Source organism: Pseudomonas sp. S37 (assembly GCF_016658545.1).
In the GTDB taxonomy this organism is placed as follows: Bacteria; Pseudomonadota; Gammaproteobacteria; order Pseudomonadales; family Pseudomonadaceae; genus Aquipseudomonas.
In genome coordinates this window covers 1-19700 of record NZ_JACVZC010000081.1, presented here as the reverse complement: position 1 = coordinate 19700, position 19700 = coordinate 1, and the positions used below count along the sequence as shown (strand labels likewise).

The window sequence follows — 19700 nt, the reverse complement described above, 5'->3', positions numbered from 1 at the left end:
TCAAGGAACCGAGTATGTCTTTTGACGTAGATGAACTGATTGAAAACGAACGCCGCACCCTGCTGGCACACCCGCTGTTCGCCCGGATCAGCACCCTGGATGATGTGCGCCTGCTGATGGAGAACCACGTCTTTGCCGTGTGGGACTTCATGACCCTGCTCAAGCGCATCCAGCGCGACCTGACCTGTGTCAGCCTGCCCTGGCTGCCGCCGCGGCACATCATTGCCGCGCGGCTGATCAACGAGATCGTCACCGGCGAGGAAACCGACGAGCATCCTGACGGCGGCTTCATCAGCCACCTCGATCTGTACCTCAGTGCCATGGACGAGATCGGTGCCGATACCGGCCCGTTCCGCCAGTTCCAGGCGCTGCTGCAAGCCGGCGTGCCACTGGCCCAGGCGTTGACGACTGTCGACATCCCGCTGCCGGCCAAGGTGTTCGTCAGCAAGACCCTGGACGTGGCCTTGCACGGCTCCACCGAGCAGGTGCTGGCGTACTTCTTCTTCGGCCGCGAAGACATCATCCCCGACATGTTCGGCGGCCTGCTGCAGCGCTGGGCCGTCGATGAAGCCAGCGTGCCGATGCTCACCTACTACCTCAAGCGCCACATCGAGATGGACGGCGACGACCACGGCCCGGCGGCCAAACGCATCATTGCCGAAATCGTCAGCGAACCGGCGCAACAGCAGGCCCTGGCGAAAAGCGCAGGCGACGCGCTGGTAGCCCGCACGGTGCTGTGGGATGGCGTGCTGGAGCAGTTGCATCAGCGTGCTGCAGCGAGCGCACAGGCCACCTTCGCAGCCGCCGCCAGCTAAGCATCAATCCTTGCCTGCGTGCACCTGAGGCGCAGGCAAGGGCTGATGGCCCACAACGACAAGGACGAGAGCGTGTGACATGACGAAAGGCAAGTACGCCAAAGTGGCAGTTTCGGTGCTGGTCATTGCAGGCCTGGCAGTGCTGGGGCTGCAACGCTGGCAATACGCACGGCAGTACGTCAGCACCGACAACGCCGAAGTGGAAGGTGTGATCATCCCTATCCGCGCCCGGCTAAGCGGCGTGGTAGTGCAGGTGCCGGTGCACGAGAACACGCGGGTGAACAAGGGTGACCTGCTGTTCCAGGTGCGTGAGGACGAATACCAGCAACGGGTCGAACAGGCCCGGGCCAATTACCTGGGCGCGCTGGTGGCCACCGGCCAGGGCGGCATGCCCGGCCTGATGGACAGCCAGGTGCGCAGCGCGGCCGCACGCAGCCAGGCGGCGCAGGCCACCATCGGCCAGCTGGTGGCCAACGTCGAACAGGCCCGCAGCGACTACCAGCGCACCCAGCGCCTGGCCGGGCAAGGGGTGGTCAGTACCCAGGACCTGGAAGCCGCGCAGGCCCGTTTCAATGCCCTTAACCACCAGTTGCAGGCGGCCCGTGACAACTCCACGGCGGCCCGTGAAGGCACCCTGGCCAACCAGGCGGCACTGAAGGTTGAAGAGTACCGGATCAAGGCTGCCGAGTCGGCCCTGGCCCTGGCCCGCATCCAGCTGCAGGACACCCGCCAGGGCTCGCCCCAGGGCGGGGTGATCGTGCACAAGGATGTGCAACCCGGGCAGTTCGTGGTGGCCGGGCAGAAGCTGCTTAGCCTGGTCAGCACCGAGCGCCTGTGGGTGGTGGCCAACTTCAAGGAAACCCAGATCGGCCGGGTACGCGTCGGCCAACCGGCACGCATCAGCGTCGATGCCTTCCCCGGGCAACAGTTCGAGGGCGTGGTGCACAGCCTGGTGCCGGCCACCGGCGCGCGCTTCTCGCTACTGCCGCAGGAAAACGCCACCGGCAACTTCACCAAGGTGGTGCAGCGCATGCAGGCGCGCATCGAGTTCCGCGAGTTGCCCACGGCCATGCAGCAGGCGCTTGGCCAGGGCATGAGCGTGTTCGTCGAGGTCGATACCCGCGACAGCGGGCAACCCCTATGAGGTCGCCGTGGCTGGTGGCCGTAACCGTCACCCTGATCTCGATGATGGAGCTGCTTGACGTGACCATCGTCAACGTCGCCATCCCCAGCCTGATGGGCAGCTTTGGCGCGTCGGTGGACGAAATCTCCTGGGTCTCGACCGGCTATATCGTCGCCAACGTGGTCATTCTGCCCGCCAGCGGCTGGCTGTCGGCCTGGTTTGGCCGGCGCCGTTACTACCTGGTGTCGTCGGCGCTGTTCGTGCTGGCCTCGCTGGGTTGCGCGCTGTCGCAGGAGCTGTGGCAGATGGTGTTCTGGCGGGTCATCCAGGGCCTGGCCGGGGGCGGCTTGCTGGGTATTTCGCAGGCGATCATCTACGACGTGTTCCCCAAGGAAAAGGTCAGCGCCGGCATGGCCTTGTATGGCGTCGGGGTGATGATGGGGCCGACCCTCGGCCCGTCGGTGGGGGGTTACCTGATCGATGAATTTTCCTGGCACTGGATCTTCCTGATCAACCTGCCGATCGGTGCGCTGGCCCTGCTGCTGGCGTGGCTGTGCGTGGGCGACTCGGCCAACGAACGGCGCCCGCAAAGCATCGATTACCTGGGCTTCGTGCTGCTTGCCGTGGGTGTGGGCAGCTTGCAGATCTTGCTGGAGCGTGGCGAGCACTGGGACTGGCTGGAGTCGGACCTGAGCCTGCTGTGCCTGGCCCTGGCGCTGCTGGGCCTGGTGGGCTTCTGCTACTGGGAACGGCGGGTGGCCAACCCGATCGTCAACCTGGCGCTGTTCAACAACCGCGAATTCCTGCTCGGTTCGGTGTGTGCCTTCTGCGTCGGTTTCGGCTTGTACAGCACCCTGTTCATGGTGCCGCTGCTGTTGCAGACACTGCTGGAGCAAAGCGCCTACCAGAGCGGCCTGGTGATATTCCCCGGGGCCCTGGCCAGCGCGGTCAGCACCCTGGTGATCGGCAAGCTGTCGCAGGAAAACCGCATCGATGAACGTTACTTCATTTGCGTGGGCATCCTGGTCTACGGCTACGCCATGTACCTGCACACCCAGTTCACCCTGCAAAGCAACCCCGACACCCTGTACTGGCCGCTGATCATCCGTGGTTTCGGCCTGGGCATGATCTTTGTGCCACTGACCAACCTGGCCATGCGCCAACTGCCGGGGCCGCTGATTTCGGTCGGCTCCGGCGTGCTCAACCTGATGCGCCAGCTGGGCGGCAGTGTCGGTATCGCCATCGCCGCCACCCTGCTTACGCGGTTCTCCTGGGCGCGCTACCGCCAGCTGGCCGAGCATGTCGACGAAAACCGCCTGCTCGCCAGCGGCTGGGACCTGGCCAGCCTCGACCCGCGGCGGCTCTCCACCGACCTGCTCGGCGCCGACCAGGCCAACGCCGTGCTGGCCTTCATCCAGGCCCGGGAGCAGGCCCAGATGCTCGGTTTCAGCATGCTCTTCGGCCTGCTCGGCGCCGTGATGCTGATTGGCGTGCCGATGGTGCTGCTGATGCGCAACCCCCGCCAACCCAAGCCCTCACTTGCAAAGGAGTCCGTGACGTGTTCGGACAATGCACACCCATCCGCCTAGCGCTGCTGGTGCTGACCCTGGTTTGCGCAAGCCCCGCCCAGGCCCGCGACCTGTACCAGACCTACCAGCAGGCCCTGGGGCATGACATGGCCTACGCCGCAGCCGAGCAACGCCAATTGGCGGCGGCGCAAAAAGCCCCCCAGGGGCTGGCCAAGCTGTTGCCGCACCTGTCGCTGGAAAGCGGCGCGGCGTGGGTCGACCGCGAACACAGCGGCGCGGCCACACGTAACCGCGACAACTCCAATGCCTACGCGTTGGTGCTGATCCAGCCGCTGCTGCGCTGGCAGAACGTGATCGGCCATGAACAGGGCAAGGCCTTGGCCACCGCCGGCGAAATCGACCTGCTCGCCGCGCGCCAGGACCTGATGCTGCGCGTGGCCGACGCCTACTTCGAGCTGTTGCTGGCCGAAGACCAGTTGGCCACCAGCCGCCAGCAGGTACAAACCCTCGGCCAGCAACTGGACAAGGCGCAGCGCTTTCGCCGCGAGGGTTCGGGCACCGAGAACGAGGTGCAGCGCATCCAGGCCCGTTACGACCTGGCCCAGGCCGAGCAGATTGCCGCAGGCAATGCCTTGCGCCTCAACCAGCAGGCCCTTGCCCGGTTGACCGGCAGCACGCAGGGCGAACTGGCCAGGCTGGACGACCAGGTGGCCTTCAGTGGCCCGCAACCGGCCCGCCTGGATGCCTGGACCGACCAGGCCCGCCAGCACAACCTGAAGGTGCAGGCCGCCGAGGTCCGCCAACTGATCGCCGAGCAGGAAGTGGACAAGCAGCAGGCCGGGCACCTGCCCACCCTCGACCTGGTGGCCGCGCATGGCCGCTTTGCCTCGGTTGGTGGCAGCCTGTACGACGTGACCGTACCCGAAGAGAAATACACCCAGACGGTGGTGGGCGTGCAGCTCAGCGTGCCGCTGTATGCCGGCGGTGGCACCCAGAGCCGCACCCGCGAGGCTCGCGCCCTGCAGGGCGCCGCCGAAGATGAACTGGAAGATGCGCGGCGCGAGGCCGATTTCATGGCCCGCCAGGCCTACCTCAACCTGACCGGTGGCATCAGCCAGTACCAGGCCCTGCAACAGGCCCTGCGCTCCAGCCAGAGTGACCTGCGCATGACCACGCATGCCTTCGAGGCCGGGGCGCGCATCAGCAATGACGTGCTGGATGCCGAACAGCAGCTGACCCGTACCCGCCTGCAACTGGCCCGCCAGCGTTACGCCATCCTGCAGGCACAGTTACGCCTGATGGCGGCCAGCGGCAGCCTCAGCGACGACAACCTCAAGGCCCTCAGTGCCCTGCTGACCGCGCGGGTTCAAGGGTAGGCGCCTTCGCGGTACTGCCCGGCCACCTCGCGCAGCACTTCGCACACCCACTGCCCCGGCAGGCTCTGCGGCAAGGCGGCATTGCGGCAGATGCCGACCGAGCCGCCGGGCTCACGCACGCCAAGGTCGAGCTCGACCAGCTCGCCACGGCGCAGGTCGAGCAGCACCGCATCCCGCGGCGCCACCCACAGGCCGTCGCTGTTCAGCAGGTAGCGCCGGCTCAGCGCCAGCGACAGGGTTTCCAGGCGCTGCGCCGGCATCTGGATGCCGCACTGCACGAACAGGCTGTCGGCGTGCTGGCGGATGGTGGTGCCGGCGGGCGGCAACACCAACGGATAACGCCCGACTTGGCCGCGCTCGACCGGGGTGCTGGCCAGCAGCGGGTGCCCCGGGCGTACCACCAGGCTCATCGATTCGCTGTACAGGTGCTCGAACGACAGGCCCTGGATCTGCGGGCTGTCGGTCATGCGCCCGACCACCAGCTCCAGCTCACCCAGGTGCAACTGCCCGAGCAATTGCGCGCTGACCCCGGTGACCACGCTGATCACCAGCGCGTCATGGCGCTGGTGCAGGCGGCACAGCACCTCGGGCATGAGCAGGCCTTCGACCGTGGACAGCACGCCGATGCGCACCTGCGACGGCGCCCGTGCCTCGCCCCGCAGGCTGCTGACGCCATCGCGCAGGGCCTGCACACTGGGCCCGGCATACCGCATGAAGCGCGTGCCGGCCGGGGTCAGCTCGACGCCCTGGCGGCTGCGCGCGAACAGCCGCGTTTCCAGCAGGCCTTCGAGTTCCTTGAGGGTTTTGGAGATGGCCGGCTGGCTGATGGCGAGCACGTCGGCAGCCCTGGCCAGGCTGCCCTGCCGGGCAATCTCCAGGAAGCACAGCAGGTGGCGGTACTTGATGCGGGTGTCGAGGTTCATGCCGGCAAGCTTACCGCATCGCCACCTGCGGCGTATCCGGGTCGCGCTGCTGGCGGCGGAACTGCCCGGGTGGCAGGCCGTGGATCTGGCGGAAACGCCGGGAAAAGTAGGCTTCGTCGGCAAAGCCACACAGCCGTGCCACCTCGCCCACCGGGCGGCTGCCGTTGAGCAGGTAGTTGCGTGCGGCGTGCATGCGCCGCTCCAGCACCAGTTCGCTGAAGGTCTTGCCGATTTCCTTGCGCAGCCAGTGGGTCAGGTAGGTGGGCGACAGGTAGGTGGCGGCGGCGACCTTCTGCAGGTTCAGGTCGGGGTCGTCGATATGCCGGCGCAGGTATTCGCTCATGCGGCCCAGCGCAGCGCGGCGGCTAAGTTGCGCGGCATTGCTCTCGGCCAGTTCGCGCAGCGGCTCGGCATACAGGCCACAGACCTGGCCGATCAGCTGCAGCAGCAGGCCCTTGAGGATTTCGCGGGTGCCGAAGCGGCGGTTGGCATCCAGTGCACGCATGCGGTCCAGAACTTGCCGCAGCTCGGCAAAGTCGGCCTCGCCCAGGCAAAAGTCGAGATGCTCCTGAAAGCGGAACGGTGACAGCTCTGGCGCCTGCAGGATCGACACCTCTTCCAGGTCCATGGGGTCACAGGCCAGGTGCGGCAGCAGGAACGTCTGGGAGAAGTTGATCACCACGAAGTCGCTGTTTGCCGGGTGCGGGATCACATGCACGCGGTGCGGCAGGATGAAGGCCAGGGTGTTGCGCCTGAACGGGCGCTGCACGCTGCCGATGTGTTGCACCGTGTCACCGCCCAGGTTGACCTGAATCTGGAAGTACTCGTGGCGATGCGGCGCAGTCTCGGCGGGCCGGCCGCGCTGGTCGCGGATGTAGAAGTCCATCAGCTCGCTGCGCTGCTGCATGACGTAGGTCGGGACCTCGCGCTTTGGGGGCATTGGGCTGGCTCCGGGTTGTGGGTCGGTAGTTGCCTGTGCGGGCCTCTTCGCGGGTAAACCCGCTCCTACAAGGGCTGCGCAGGATTTGAGGGCTGCGCTGTACTTGTAGGAGCGGGTTCACCCGCGAAGAGGCCCTCAAAGGCAACACAAGTTGTACGATGTCCAAACTCATCAAATTAAACCTGTCTGCAAAAACCTGCGCAACCCTGAACGCCCACAGCCCGCTAAAAATGCGACACCCAGCAGAAAACCCGGCCAAAACCCCGCCTCCCGATTTTTTTGGACAGTTCAGCCCGCCCCCGCCTCCAGTGAAAAAAACGGTCTAAAACCCCCGTTGCATTCAACACGTTGTACGACCACCTTAGTAAAGGGACTGCAGCCCACCTCTACCAACAACAACAAACGAGGTCGACTCATGTCGAGCACGCCTACCCCCCGCGCCGCGTCGTCGTACGCGCTGGACGCGGCCCCTGCCCAGCGCCTGCCCACCCGCCGCCGCTGGTTCATGCTGTCGCTGCTGCTGGTGGCGACCATCATCAACTACGTCGACCGGGTGAACATTTCCATCGCCGCACCGTTCATGGCCAAGGACCTTGGCCTGGACAAGGTCGAGATGGGCCTGATCTTCTCCGCCTTTGCCTGGACCTACGCCCTGGCCCTGGTGCCGGCAGGCTTCATCGCCGACCGCTTCGGCTCGCGCCTGACCTACGGCGTGTCGCTGATCAGCTGGTCGGCGGTGACCGTGGCCCAGGGCCTGGCCAGCGGCTTTGCCTCGCTGTTCGGCCTGCGCCTGGCGGTCGGCGCCATGGAGGCCCCGGCCTTCCCGGCCAACAGCCGCGCCGTTACCGTGTGGTTCCCCGCCCGCGAGCGCGGCCTGGCCAGCAGCATCTACGTGTGCGGCCAGTACCTGGGCACGGCGCTGTTCACCGGCGCCCTGCTGTGGCTGGCGACCACCTACGACTGGCGCCATGTGTTCTACAGCACCGGCCTGGTCGGCATCGTGTTTGGCGTGGTGTGGCTGTTCCTGTACCGCGACCCGTTGAACTGCAAGAAGGTCAGCAAGGAAGAACTGGCCTACATCGAGAACGGCGGCGGCCTGGTCAAGAGCAGCCAGCAACGCACCCGTTTCGACTGGCGCCAGGTCGCCGAACTGTTCCGCTACCGCCAGGTGTGGGCGATCTGCCTGGGCAAGTTCGCCAGCACCTCGGCGCTGTATTTCTTCCTCACCTGGTTCCCCACCTACCTGATCGAAGAGCGCCAGCTGACCTTGATCAAGGTCGGCATCTTCGCGGTCATGCCGTTCATTGGGGCCACGGTCGGCATTTTGCTGGCGGGCATCGTATCCGACCTGCTGATCCGCAAGGGCTACTCGCTGTCGTTCGCCCGCAAGCTGCCGCTGGTGGTGGGCTCGATGCTGGGCATGTCGATCGTGCTGGTGAACTTCACCGACTCCAACGTGCTGTGCATCGCCGTGCTCACCCTGGCGTTCTTCGCCCAGGGTATCGCTTCGTCGTCATGGGCGGCGGTGTCGGAAGTGGCGCCCAAGGAGCTGATCGGCCTGACCGGCGGGGTTACCAGCCTGGCCGCGAACATTGGTGGCATTGTCACGCCGATCGTGATTGGCGCGATCGTGCATGCCAGCGGGTCGTTCGCCATGGCGTTCTGGTTCATTGGCGGGGTGGCGTTGATGGGGACGCTTTCGTATTCGCTGCTGCTTGGGAAGTTGTATCGCATTGAGTTGAAGACGGCTGGCTGAAATTTGCACTGCCTGTGCTGGCCTCTTCGCGGCTAAAGCCGCTCCCACAGGGGACGGTGTTGCCCTCGGGCTTGACGCTATCCCTGTGGGAGCGGCTTTAGCCGCGAAAGGGCCGGTACAGGTTACTTGGATAGTCCAACCCAACCCCGCTTTCGTCCAACTTTACCGGCCAGCCCGTGACATACGCTGGCCACCCCAGTAAGGAGGATCCACCCATGACTTACCTGTTCAACCCGCCGGCCATCGTCAGCCTGCCGATCCGTGGCAGCGATGCGCGCTTTCCGGTCGGCCGGGTGTTCTGCCTGGGCCGCAACTACCCCTGGCCGGAAACCTACGGCCCGGCGCCACAGGAGCCGGTGTTCTTCATGAAACCGGCAAGCAATGTGGTCGAGGCAGCGGGCGAACTGCCCTTCCCGCCGCAGACCGACGAGTTCTGCCACGAAATCGAGCTGGTCGCGGCCATCGCCAAGGGCGGTGCCGACATTGCCCCGGAGCATGCCCTGGAACACGTGTTCGGCTTTGCCGCCGGCCTGGACATGACCCGTCGTGATCACCAGCGCAGGGCCAAGGCCGAGGGCCTGCCGTGGGAAGCGGCCAAGGTGTTCGAGGCCTCGGCACCGATGACCGCCATCGCCCCCCTCAGCGAATGTGCCTGGCCGCTGGATGCGGCGCTGTGGCTGCAGGTCAATGGCCAGGAGCGCCAGCGCGCCCACCTCAGCCAGCAGACCTGGGCATTGGCCGAAGTCATCAGCCGGCTGTCCCGCCAGCTGCCCCTACGCCCGGGCGACCTGATCATGACCGGCAGCCCGCCCGGCGTGGCGCCGCTGAACCCGGGCGACACGATCCACGCCGGCATCGACGGTATCGGCGAACTGCACCTGCGCGTCGGCCCCCGCCCTGCCGGGCAAGCCGCCAACGCTGCCTGATTCCCCTGGAGTGACGAAATGAAGCAGAACAAGAAAATCGCCCTGGTCACCGGCGCCGGCAGCGGCATCGGCCGCGCCGTCGCCCTCGCCCTGCTGGAAGACGGCTTCAGCCTGGTGCTCGCCGGGCGCCGCCTGGAACCCCTGCAAGCGGTAGTCGAACACGCACAGGCCGCGGGCGGTGAAGCCCTGGCCGTACCCACTGACGTGCGCGACGAGCAGAGCGTCGCGCAGCTGTTCGCCACCATCGAGGAGGTACATGGCCGCCTGGACGTGATCTTCAACAATGCCGGCATCAACGCCCCCGCGGTACCGGTCGACGAGCTGCCGCTGGAAAACTGGCGCAACGTCATCGCCACCAACGTCGACGGGGTGTTCCTCTGTGCCCGCGCCGCCTTCGGCCTGATGCGCCGCCAACAGCCACAAGGCGGGCGGATCATCAACAACGGCTCGATCTCGGCGCATACCCCGCGCCCGTTCACCGCGCCCTACACCGCCAGCAAGCATGCGGTACTGGGCCTGACCAAGGCACTGGCGCTGGATGGCCGGCCTTACAACATCGTCTGTAGCCAGGTGGACATCGGCAACGCCCTGACCGAGCTGTCCGAGCGCATGACCCGTGGTGTGCGCCAGGCCAATGGCGAGATCGCCGCCGAGCCGATGCTCGACGTGCGCCATGTGGCCGACGCGGTGCGCTACATCGCTGCACTGCCGCTGGACGCCAACGTACTGAACATGACCGTGATGGCCAGCAACATGCCCTTCGTTGGCCGTGGTTGAGCCTTGTTTTCGATGAGCCCTGTTCCTGATGGAGTGACCGATGAAACCAGAAGTGCTGCAACTTAGCCCGATCCTCATCCCGCAGATCCGTGAGCGCCTTGAACAGTTGTTCACCGTACACCGCTACTACGAACAGGCCGACAAGGAGGCCTACGTCAGCCAGCATGCCGACAATATTCGCGGCGTGATCACCGGCGGCCACACCGGCATCAGCCAGGCGCTGATGGCACGCCTGCCCAACCTGGAAGTGATCGCAGTCAATGGTGTCGGCACCGACGCGATCGACCTGGCCTATGCCCGTGACCGCGGCATCCAGGTGACAGCGACCATCGGTGCCCTCACCGAAGACGTCGCCGACCTCGCCATCGGCCTGCTGATCGGTGTGTGCCGGGGTATCTGCACCGGTGACCGTTTCGTTCGCGCCGGCCATTGGGCCACCAGTGCCACGCCGCTGGCGCCGTTGCCACTGGCGCGTCAGGTGTCGGGCATGCGCGTGGGCATTGTCGGCATGGGCCGGGTCGGCCGCGCGGTGGCGCAGCGGGCGGCCGCGTTCGGTTGCCCGATTCGCTACACCGACCTGCAGGCGCTGGATGTGCCATACGGCTTCGAGCCCGACCTGCTGCAGCTGGCCAAGGGCAGCGACGCGCTGATCCTTGCGGCGGCGGCCGACAAGGGTGAGGCGCTGATCAATCGCGACGTGCTGCGGGCCTTGGGCAGCGAGGGCTACCTGATCAATATCGCGCGCGGCAAGCTGGTGGATGAGCCCGCCTTGATCGCTGCGTTGCAGGCTGGCGAGATCGCGGGGGCGGCGCTGGATGTGTTCGCCGATGAACCGCGAGCGCCCGAGGCGTTGTTCGAGCGTGAGGATGTGGTGCTGCAGCCGCATCGCGCCAGTGCCACGGTGCAGACCCGCACGCGCATGGGCGAGATGGTGGTGGCCAGCCTGGTGGATGTGTTTGCCGGGCGTGCGCCGCAGGGGTTGGTGATCTAAGGCGCTTGTGCCGACCTCTTCGCGGGTAAACCCGCTCCTACACTGGGATCGCGTTCCGTTGTAGGAGCGGGTTTACCCGCGAAGAGGCCGGCACAGGCAATACAGAATAGTCAGGCGATAGCCAATTCCACCGCCCCACCCTTCAACCGCACCGGCCACACCCGCAACCGCTGCCCGCCATCCTCCAGGCACTCCCCGGTTTGCAGGCTGAAATGCTGCTTGTACAACGGCGCCGCCACCACCAGTTCCCCTTGCACACTCCCCACCAGCCCGCGGCCAATGATGTTGGCGCCGGAGCGTGGGTCGCGGTTGTCCACCGCATACAGCGTTTGGGCTTGCCCAGGCAGATAGAACAGCGCCACCTGGGCACCGTCGAGCCACACGACCACGCCAGAATCGGCCACCAGGTCGTGCGCACGGCACACCGCCTGCCAGTTTTCGCGGGTGTTCACAGCAGCATTGGACAGGTTCATCAGACAGCCTCCTTTACAGTAGGGATCAGTTGCAACGGCGCCGCCGGCCGGCGTTGTTCACGTTCGCGCACGAAATGCACGTCCGGGTCGGCGCGGTGGTCGTTGACGAAGGTGCGGAAGCGCTTGAGCTTTTCCGGGTCGTTGAGGGCGTTGGCCCATTCGCATTCGTACTGCTCCACCACATGCTGCATTTGCGCTTCCAGTTCGCTGGCCAGGCCCAGGCTGTCGTCGATGACCACCTGCTTCAGGTAATCCAGCCCGCCCTCCAGGTTCTCGCGCCACACCGAAGTGCGCTGCAGCTTGTCGGCGGTGCGGATGTAGAACATCAGCACGCGGTCGATCAGGCGGACCAGGGTTTCGTCGTCCAGGTCAGTGGCGAACAGTTCGGCATGCCGCGGGCGCATGCCGCCGTTGCCGCACACGTACAGGTTCCAGCCCTTGTCGGTGGCGATCACGCCGATGTCCTTGCTCTGTGCCTCGGCGCACTCACGGGTGCAGCCAGACACGGCGAACTTGAGCTTGTGCGGGCTGCGCAGGCCTTTGTAGCGGTCTTCCAGGCGCAGGGCCATGGCGACGCTGTCCTGCACGCCGTAACGGCACCAGGTGCTGCCCACGCACGACTTCACCGTGCGGGTCGACTTGCCGTAGGCGTGGCCGGTCTCGAAACCGGCTTCAATCAGTTCGCCCCAGATCAGCGGCAGCTCATGCAGTTGCGCGCCGAACAGGTCGATGCGCTGGCCACCGGTAATCTTGGTGTACAGGTCGTACTTCTTGGCCACCTGGCCGATGACGATGAGCTTGTCGGGGGTGATTTCACCGCCGGGGATGCGCGGCACCACCGAGTAGGTGCCGTTCTTCTGCATGTTGGCCATGAAGGTGTCGTTGGTGTCCTGCAGCGGCACCAGCGCCGGGTCCATGATCGGCTGGTTCCAGCACGAGGCGAGAATGTTGCCCACTGCCGGCTTGCAGATGTCGCAGCCGGTGTGGCCTTTGCCATGGCGCTCGAGCAGCTCGCTGAAGGTACGGATGCCCTCTACCCGCACCAGGCCGTACAGCTCCTGCCGGGTGTAGGCGAAGTGCTCGCACAGGCTCTTGTCCACGGCCACGCCGCGGGCTGTCAGCTCATGCTCGAACACCTGCTTGAGCAAGGCTGCACAACCGCCGCAACCGGTCGCGGCCTTGGTGCAGCCCTTGACCGCAGCAAGGTCGCTGCAACCGCTGTCGATGGCGGCGCACACCGCGCCCTTGCTGACGTTGTGGCAGGAGCAGATGGTCGCGCTGTCGGGCAACGCATCGGCGCCCAGGGCCGGCGCGCCACCGCCTTGTGGCAGGATCAGCGCGGCCGGGTCGGCCGGCAGGGCGATACCGTTCTGGGCGTATTGCAGCAGGGTGTCGTAATAGCTGTTGTCGCCGACCAGCACCGCGCCAAGCACGTGCTTGCCGCTGGCATCCACCACCAGGCGGCGATAAGCGCTGTTGGCTTCGTCGATGAAGCGGTAGCTGCGCGCCCCCGGGGTGGCACCGTGGGCATCGCCGATCGAACCGACATCCACGCCCAGCAGCTTGAGCTTGGTCGACATGTCGGCGCCGGTGAACGCCACTGCCGCCTCGCCCATCAACAACGCCGCCAGGTTGCGCGCCATGCTGTAGCCCGGGGCGACCAGGCCGAACACGCTGCCGTTCCACGAAGCACATTCGCCGATGGCGAAGATGCGCGGGTCGCTGCTGCGGCAGTGGTTGTCGATGACCACGCCACCGCGTGCGGCGACTTCCAGGCCGCAGGCACGGCCCAGCGCATCCTGCGGGCGGATACCGGCGGAGAACACGATCAGGTCGGTTTCCAGGTACTCGCCGCCCTCGAAGTTCATGCGGTAGCGGTAGGCCTCACCGGCGCTGATCGACCGGGTGGCGCGCGACAGGTGTACACCCACGCCAAGGGCTTCGATCTGCGCCTTGAGCGCGGCACCGCCCTCGCCGTCCAGCTGCACCGGCATCAGCCGCGGCGCGAACTCGACAACATGGGCTTCCAGGCCTAGCGATTTCAACGCATTGGCAGCCTCCAGGCCGAGCAGGCCACCCCCGACCACCACGCCACGGCGCGCCTCGCTGGCGGCAGCGCGAATGCCGTCGAGGTCATCGAGGGTGCGGTAGACCAGGCGGGCATTGCCGCTGGAGCCTTCGATCGGCGGCACGAAGGGGTAGGAGCCGGTGGCCAGCACCAGCTGGTCGTAGCCATAGCGGCCTTCAGCAGTGACCACCTCGCAGCGCTCGCGGTCGATTTCCAGCACCGCTTCGCCCAGGTGCAGGTGCACCCCGTTGGTGTTGTAGAAATCGTGTTCGCACAGGGCCAGGGTTTCGGCACAGCTACCGCCGAAGTACTCGGACAGGTGCACACGGTCGTAGGCGCGCTGGCGCTCTTCGCCGAACACCCGCACCTCGAACTGCTGCAGGGCGCCGCGGCTGACCAGTTGCTCGACGCAATGGTGGCCGACCATGCCGTTGCCGACGATGACCAGTCGCTTTCGTTGCCCGCTGCTCGCTGTTGCCTTCATAAGCCGATCCTCGATCAAAAAAAAGCGCCTGGAGCCGAAGCTCCAGGCGCCTTTGCCTGTATTCATCACGGTGTGCCCCCAGGTTGATCGCCGTTGATCAGCGGGGCTTGTTGTAGTGGAGATAAAGCAGGGACTGTGCCAATTAGGTTGCCTGTGCTGGCCTCTTCGCGGGTGAACCCGCTCCTACAAAGGGCGCGGGGGCTTCGGGGCTTGTGTAGGAGCGGGTTCACCCGCGAAGAGGCCAGCACAGCAAATGCACATTCCAAGTGCATCGCTCCCCATCAAGGTGCACTCAATACACATCCCGCCGATACCGCTTGGCCTTGCTCAAGGCCTCCATATAGGTATTCGCATCTACGCCCCCATGCTCGACAATGATTTCGCGCAACGCCGCATCCACATCCCTGGCCATCCGCTGCGCATCGCCACACACATAAAAGTACGCCCCCGCCTGCAGCCACTGCCACAACTGCGCGCCCTGTTCGAGCATGCGCTGCTGCACATAGATCTTCTCCGCCTGGTCACGCGAAAACGCCGTGTCCAGGCGCAAGTACCCTGCCGCCTGCCAGGCCTGCAATTGCTCCCGGTAATAGAAATCGGTGGCCGCATACTGCTCGCCAAAGAACAGCCAGTTGCCCCCTTTCGCCCCGCGCGCCTCTCGCTCTTCGAGGAACGCGCGGAACGGCGCAATGCCGGTACCAGGGCCGACCATGATCACCGGCACGCTGTCGTCGTCCGGCAAGCGGAAGTGCTTCGACACCTGCGGGAAGATCGCCACCTTCAGTGCCTGCGCACGGTCGGCCAAAAAGCTTGAGCACACGCCTTTGCGTTCGCCATAGCGCACCGTCGAAACAGTCAGGTGCACCTGCTGCGGGTGCGCCAACGGGCTGGAGCTGATCGAATAAAGACGCGGCTGCAACGGTTTGAGCAACGCCAGCCAACTGGCCAGTGGCAACTGTTGGGGGAAGGCGCGCAGCACGTCGACCAGCTGCCGGCCCCACAGCCAGTCCTGCAGCTCGGCCTTGCACTCGGGCTGCAGCAAACGCTGCAGGTCAGGTGCCTGGTCGGCGAATGCCTGCAGTTGCTGCGGGGTGACCTTGGCAATTTCCAGGTGGCTTTGCAGGGCCTCCGCCAGTGGCATGGCGGGCAGGCCTTTCAACTCGACCACGGCCTGGCCATCGAGCTGCATCAGCACCAGCAGTTCATCGGCCAGGGCCGGGCAATTGCTCGGCCACACGCCCAGGGCGTCACCGGCGCAATAGGTAAAGCCGCTGCCGCTCAGGTCGAACACCAGCTGGCGGGTTTCCTTGCTCGCACCAGGGCCGTTGAGCAGGCGGTTTTCCAGCAGGCGGGCGGCCCAGGGTTGCTGTTTGCTGTAGGCCTGCATTGGTGCCGGTTCGCTGACCGGCTGCGGCGCCGCGTTGCTGCCCAGCACAGGCAACAACGCGTCGAGCCAGCCGGTGAAGGCTTCGTCGAAATCCGGCTCACAGTCCACCCGTTGCAGCAGGCGCCGCCCACCCAGCTCGGCCAGGCGCTGGTCGAGCTTGCGGCCAAAGCCGCAGAACTGGTCATAACTGGAGTCGCCCAGGGCAAGCACAGCATACGGCAGTTCGGCGCAGTGGGCGCCCTGCTCGCCGTGCAAGGCCTGCCAGAACGTTGCCGCGCTGTCGGGCGCATCGCCGTCGCCAAAGGTGCTGGCGATCAGTACCACGCTGGCGGCGCCCTGAAGCTGCTGCGGGCTGACCGCCTCCATGCAATTGAGCTGCACCTGCAGGCCGGCACTGCGCAGGCGCTCGGCACAGCGCTCGGCCAGCAGCTCGCCGTTGCCGGTCTGCGAGGCCCAGAGCACCTGATGCCGTGGGGCCGCCAGGCCGGCAGCCGGTAATGCAGCCGGTTGCGCAAACAGCCCGGCCAGCAGCCCATCGACGAACAGGCGGCGGCTGGCAGCCAGCGGCGCACTGGCTGGCAGGCTGGGCACGCCTTCGGCGCGGGCCTGGTCGAGGCCAAGCAAAAAGCCTTGCAGGTAGTGGCGTTCCTCTTCGGCCAGCACCGGGGCTGGCAGGGCGTCCAGGCCAAGCAGACGGGACAGGGTTGCAGTCGGCATGCGGGCGGGCTCCGAAGTGGCGGGGTTCAGGTCAAGGGCGTCGATGCGCTCGCCGGCGACCCGCTGCAGGGCCACGGCGCAGTGCTTGAACGCAGGCTGCAGCGACAATGGGTCGACCGCATCGCAGGTCACGGCATTGATTGCCAGTTGCTCACCGACCAGATCGCTCCAGTGGAACGGTGCAAAGCAGTTGCCCGGCATCACCCGGTCGCTGATACGGGCGGGCAACACGGCCTGGCCACGGCGCGAGCGAATGGCCACCTGGTCTTTTTCGGCAATGCCCAGCCGGGCGGCGTCTTCGGGGTGGATCTCGACGAAGGGGCCGGGCTCCAGCTTGTTCAGCGCCGGCACCTTGCCGGTCTTGGTCAGGGTGTGCCATTGGTGCTGCACCCGGCCGGTGTTGAGCACCATGGGGTAGTCGTCATCCGGCAACTCCGGTGCCGGCAACCAGGGCCGGGCGAAGAAGCGCGCCTTGCCGCTGGCAGTGGGAAAGGCCAATGGCGGGCGCTCGCCCTGGGCATCAAGCAGCAGCGCCTGGCTGCTGCCGTCGTTGAGGTAGCGCAGTGGGCTGCGGTCGTGTTCGCGACCCGGCGCGCTGGGCCACTGGCGGGGTTGCTGGCGCAGCTCGGCATAGCCGATGCCACGCAGGTCGTAGCCGGTGGCCGGGTTGTGGAAGCGGCGGATTTCCTCGTACACCGCTTCGGCGTCGGGGTAGTCGAAAGCATCGGCGTAGCCCATGGCACAGGCCACGCGGGCGATGATCTGCCAATCCGGCAGGCTCTGCCCGGGTGGCTCGACGGCACGCGGCATAAGGGTGAGGTTGCGTTCGCTGTTGATCATCACGCCCTCGCCTTCGGCCCACAGCGCAGCGGGTAGCAGGATGTCGGCATAGCGGTTGGTTTCGGTGTCGAGGAAGGCGTCCTGGGTGATCACCAGCTCGGCCTGGCGCAGGCCGTCGATCACTTGCTGGCGGTTGGCGACACTGGCCACCGGGTTACTGCAGATGATCCAGCAGGCTTTCACCTCGCCGGCTTTCATCTGTTCGAACAGCGCTACCGTACCCTCGCCGCCTTCGCTGCGCAGGCTGCCGGGTGCCAACCGCCACTGCTGTTCGACAAACAGCCGGTCTTGCGCCACCAGTGCCGAGCGCTGGCCTGGCAGGCCCGGGCCCATGTAGCCCATCTCGCGGCCGCCCATGGCATTGGGCTGCCCGGTCAGCGAGAACGGCCCGCTGCCGGGGCGGCAGATGGCGCCGGTGGCCAGGTGCAGGTTGCAGATCGCATTGCTGTGCCAGGTGCCGTGGATGCTCTGGTTAAGGCCCATGGTCCAGCAGCTCATCCAGTTGTTGGCGCTGCCGATCCACTGCGCCGCCTGGATGATGTCCGCTGCGGCCAACCCGGTGATGGCGGCCACCCGCTCGGGGGTATAGTCGCCGAGGAAGGTGGGCAGTTCGTCCCAGCCTTCGGTGTGGCGGGCAATGAAGTCGGGGTTGGTGTGGCCGTTACGCTGCAGCAGGTGCAACAGGCCGTTGAGCAAGGCCATGTCACTGCCTGGGCGCACCTGCAGGAACAGGTCGGCCTTGTCGGCGGTGGCGCTGCGCCGTGGGTCGACGACAATCAGTTTGGCGCCGGCCTTGACCCGGTCGAGCAGGCGCAGGAACAGGATCGGGTGGCAGTCGGCCATGTTGGCGCCGATCACCAGGAACACGTCGGCGTGCTCGAAGTCCTGGTAGCTGCCGGGCGGGCCGTCGGCGCCGAGCGACAGCTTGTAGCCACTGCCGGCGCTGGCCATGCACAGCCGCGAGTTGGACTCGATGTGGCGGGTGCGGATAAACCCTTTGGCCAGCTTGTTGGCCAGGTACTGGGCTTCCAGTGACATCTGCCCGGACACGTACAGCGCCACGGCATCGGGGCCGTGCTGGTCGATGATGGCGCGCAGGCGGGTAGCGCTGTCGGCGATGGCCTGGTCCATGCTGGCGCGCACCGGTGGCTGGCTGCGTTGCTGGCGCACGTAGGCATCTTCCATGCGCCCGGCGGCCGCCAGGGGCACATGGGCGGTGAGGCCTTTGGTGCACAGGCGGCCGAAGTTGCTGGGGTGCTGCTTGTCGCCGCTGACCTTGCCGACCTTGCCATCGGCAACGCTCATGACGATGCCGCAACCGACGCCGCAGTAGGGGCAAACGCTGCGCACTTCGCTGATGGCCATGGGCGGGCTCCTGTGGAAACGCAAAAAGGCGCCGGTTGCCCCGGCTTGCTGAAGCAAGCGGGGCAACACGGCGCCTTTGTCGTGAGGTGTTGTGGGCTGTCGACGTTGATGGCCCGGGGTGGGGGGTAAGCCAGCAATTAATGGGCCAGCTGTGCCGGCCTCTTCGCGGGTGAACCCGCTCCCACAGGGATATCACAGGGCCTGAGGGCAGTGATGTACCTGTGGGAGCGGGTTTACCCGCGAAGAGGCCGGCACAGGCAGCGCACCATGCGGTGGCAACCCCACACCCCCAAGCGCTATGCTGGGGCACATTCCAGCATGAGCAACCACCCTTCCCCCATGTCCCAGGTGATCCTCAAGACCCCCGCCCAACTCGACCTGATGCGCCGCGCCGGCCAGCTGCTGGCCCAGGTGTTCGCCGACCTCGACAGCTTCATCCGCCCGGGCGTGACCACGATGCAGATCAACGACCGCGCCGAGGCGTTCATCGTCGAAACGCTCAAGGCACGGCCGGCCAGCAAGGGCCAGTACGGCTTCCCCTACTCGCTGAATACCTCGGTGGACCATGTGGTCTGCCACGGCATGCCCAAGGCCGACGAAGTGCTGAAGGAAGGCTCGATCGTCAACGTCGATATCACCCTGGAACAGGGTGGCTACATTGCCGACTCGTCGAAGATGTACAGCATCGGCAAGATCAGCGATGAAGCCCGGCGCCTGGTCGAAACCACCTATGACGCGCTGTGGAAAGGCATCGAGCAGGTGCGCCCCGGGGCAACGCTGGGTGATATCGGCCATGCCGTGCAGGCCCATGCCGAGGCGGCGGGCTACAGCGTGGTGCGCGAATACTGCGGGCATGGCATTGGCCAGCAGATGCATGAAGGGCCGGAGGTGCTGCACATTGGCCAGCGCGGCATGGGCATGAAGCTGAAGCCGGGCATGGTGTTTACCATCGAACCGATGATCAATCAGGGTGGGCGCGGTACCCGCGAGCTAAAGGATGGCTGGACGGTGATTACCCGGGACCACAGCTTGTCGGCGCAGTGGGAGCACACGGTGGCGGTGACTGAGGATGGGTTTGAGGTGCTGACGTTGCGGGAAGAGGAGCGCCGCGGCTGAAGCTGCGGCAAATTTCCCTGTGGGAGCGGGTTCACCCGCGAAGAATGCGACGCGGTGCATGGCACCGGCTTTGCCGGTGTTCGCGGGTGAACCC

Annotated in this window: 14 protein-coding genes; 9 read left to right on the top strand and 5 right to left on the bottom strand. The window is 66.0% G+C overall.

Annotation, left to right across the window (positions count from 1 at the left end; all coding sequences use genetic code 11):
• Positions 1–14 precede the first annotated feature (14 nt).
• From IAE39_RS20630 to IAE39_RS20615, 4 genes are all read left to right on the top strand, one after another.
• Positions 15–815, top strand: a complete 801-nt coding sequence (locus tag IAE39_RS20630; protein WP_201205974.1) for a DUF3050 domain-containing protein — start codon at positions 15–17, stop codon at positions 813–815.
• Between the two features lie 79 nt (positions 816–894).
• On the top strand, positions 895–1959 hold the full coding sequence (locus tag IAE39_RS20625) for an HlyD family secretion protein (RefSeq protein WP_201205972.1): 1065 nt from the start codon (positions 895–897) through the stop codon (positions 1957–1959).
• A complete protein-coding gene (locus IAE39_RS20620) occupies positions 1956–3527 on the top strand; it encodes a DHA2 family efflux MFS transporter permease subunit (RefSeq protein ID WP_201205970.1) in 1572 nt (523 codons plus the stop codon). The genes IAE39_RS20625 and IAE39_RS20620 overlap by 4 nt, the downstream gene beginning before the upstream one ends.
• Complete coding sequence (locus IAE39_RS20615; protein WP_201205968.1) at positions 3497–4843, top strand: TolC family outer membrane protein; 1347 nt, start codon at positions 3497–3499, stop codon at positions 4841–4843. Before IAE39_RS20620 ends, IAE39_RS20615 begins: the two co-directional genes overlap by 31 nt.
• Here the strand turns inward: IAE39_RS20615 and pcaQ are convergent.
• Both pcaQ and IAE39_RS20605 read right to left on the bottom strand, forming a co-directional pair.
• On the bottom strand, positions 4834–5766 hold the full coding sequence (gene pcaQ / locus IAE39_RS20610) for a pca operon transcription factor PcaQ (protein WP_201205966.1): 933 nt from the start codon (positions 5764–5766) through the stop codon (positions 4834–4836). The two genes, IAE39_RS20615 and pcaQ, sit on opposite strands and share 10 nt — an antisense overlap.
• A gap of 10 nt (positions 5767–5776) precedes the next feature.
• Positions 5777–6706, bottom strand: coding sequence for a helix-turn-helix transcriptional regulator (locus IAE39_RS20605; protein WP_201205965.1), 930 nt, complete (start codon positions 6704–6706; stop codon positions 5777–5779).
• A 415-nt stretch (positions 6707–7121) separates the two neighbouring features.
• Between IAE39_RS20605 and IAE39_RS20600 the strand changes: the two genes are divergently transcribed.
• From IAE39_RS20600 to IAE39_RS20585, 4 genes are all read left to right on the top strand, one after another.
• Positions 7122–8462 carry an MFS transporter gene (locus tag IAE39_RS20600; protein WP_201205963.1) on the top strand — a complete coding sequence of 447 codons (1341 nt, stop codon included), beginning with the start codon at positions 7122–7124 and terminating at the stop codon, positions 8460–8462.
• Between the two features lie 215 nt (positions 8463–8677).
• Positions 8678–9388, top strand: coding sequence for a fumarylacetoacetate hydrolase family protein (locus IAE39_RS20595; protein ID WP_201205961.1), 711 nt, complete (start codon positions 8678–8680; stop codon positions 9386–9388).
• Positions 9389–9406: 18 nt separating this feature from the next.
• Complete coding sequence (locus tag IAE39_RS20590; RefSeq protein WP_201205960.1) at positions 9407–10165, top strand: SDR family oxidoreductase; 759 nt, start codon at positions 9407–9409, stop codon at positions 10163–10165.
• 40 nt (positions 10166–10205) lie between these two features.
• Positions 10206–11156: a 2-hydroxyacid dehydrogenase gene (locus IAE39_RS20585; RefSeq protein ID WP_201205958.1), complete on the top strand. Its 951-nt coding sequence runs from the start codon at positions 10206–10208 to the stop codon at positions 11154–11156.
• Positions 11157–11266: 110 nt separating this feature from the next.
• Here the strand turns inward: IAE39_RS20585 and nirD are convergent, their stop codons facing one another.
• The 3 genes from nirD to IAE39_RS20570 all read right to left on the bottom strand — a co-directional run bounded on the left by nirD (position 11267) and on the right by IAE39_RS20570 (position 18490).
• On the bottom strand, positions 11267–11629 hold the full coding sequence (gene nirD / locus IAE39_RS20580) for a nitrite reductase small subunit NirD (RefSeq protein ID WP_201205956.1): 363 nt from the start codon (positions 11627–11629) through the stop codon (positions 11267–11269).
• Positions 11629–14181 carry a nitrite reductase large subunit NirB gene (gene nirB, locus IAE39_RS20575; RefSeq protein WP_201205955.1) on the bottom strand — a complete coding sequence of 851 codons (2553 nt, stop codon included), beginning with the start codon at positions 14179–14181 and terminating at the stop codon, positions 11629–11631. The genes nirD and nirB overlap by 1 nt, the downstream gene beginning before the upstream one ends.
• Positions 14182–14473: 292 nt before the next feature.
• On the bottom strand, positions 14474–18490 hold the full coding sequence (locus IAE39_RS20570) for a bifunctional nitrate reductase/sulfite reductase flavoprotein subunit alpha (protein ID WP_201205953.1): 4017 nt from the start codon (positions 18488–18490) through the stop codon (positions 14474–14476).
• 318 nt (positions 18491–18808) lie between these two features.
• On the opposite strand from IAE39_RS20570, the gene map reads away from it, so the two are divergent.
• Complete coding sequence (map, locus tag IAE39_RS20565; RefSeq protein ID WP_442968454.1) at positions 18809–19606, top strand: type I methionyl aminopeptidase; 798 nt, start codon at positions 18809–18811, stop codon at positions 19604–19606.
• The last annotated feature ends 94 nt before the right edge of the window (positions 19607–19700 follow it).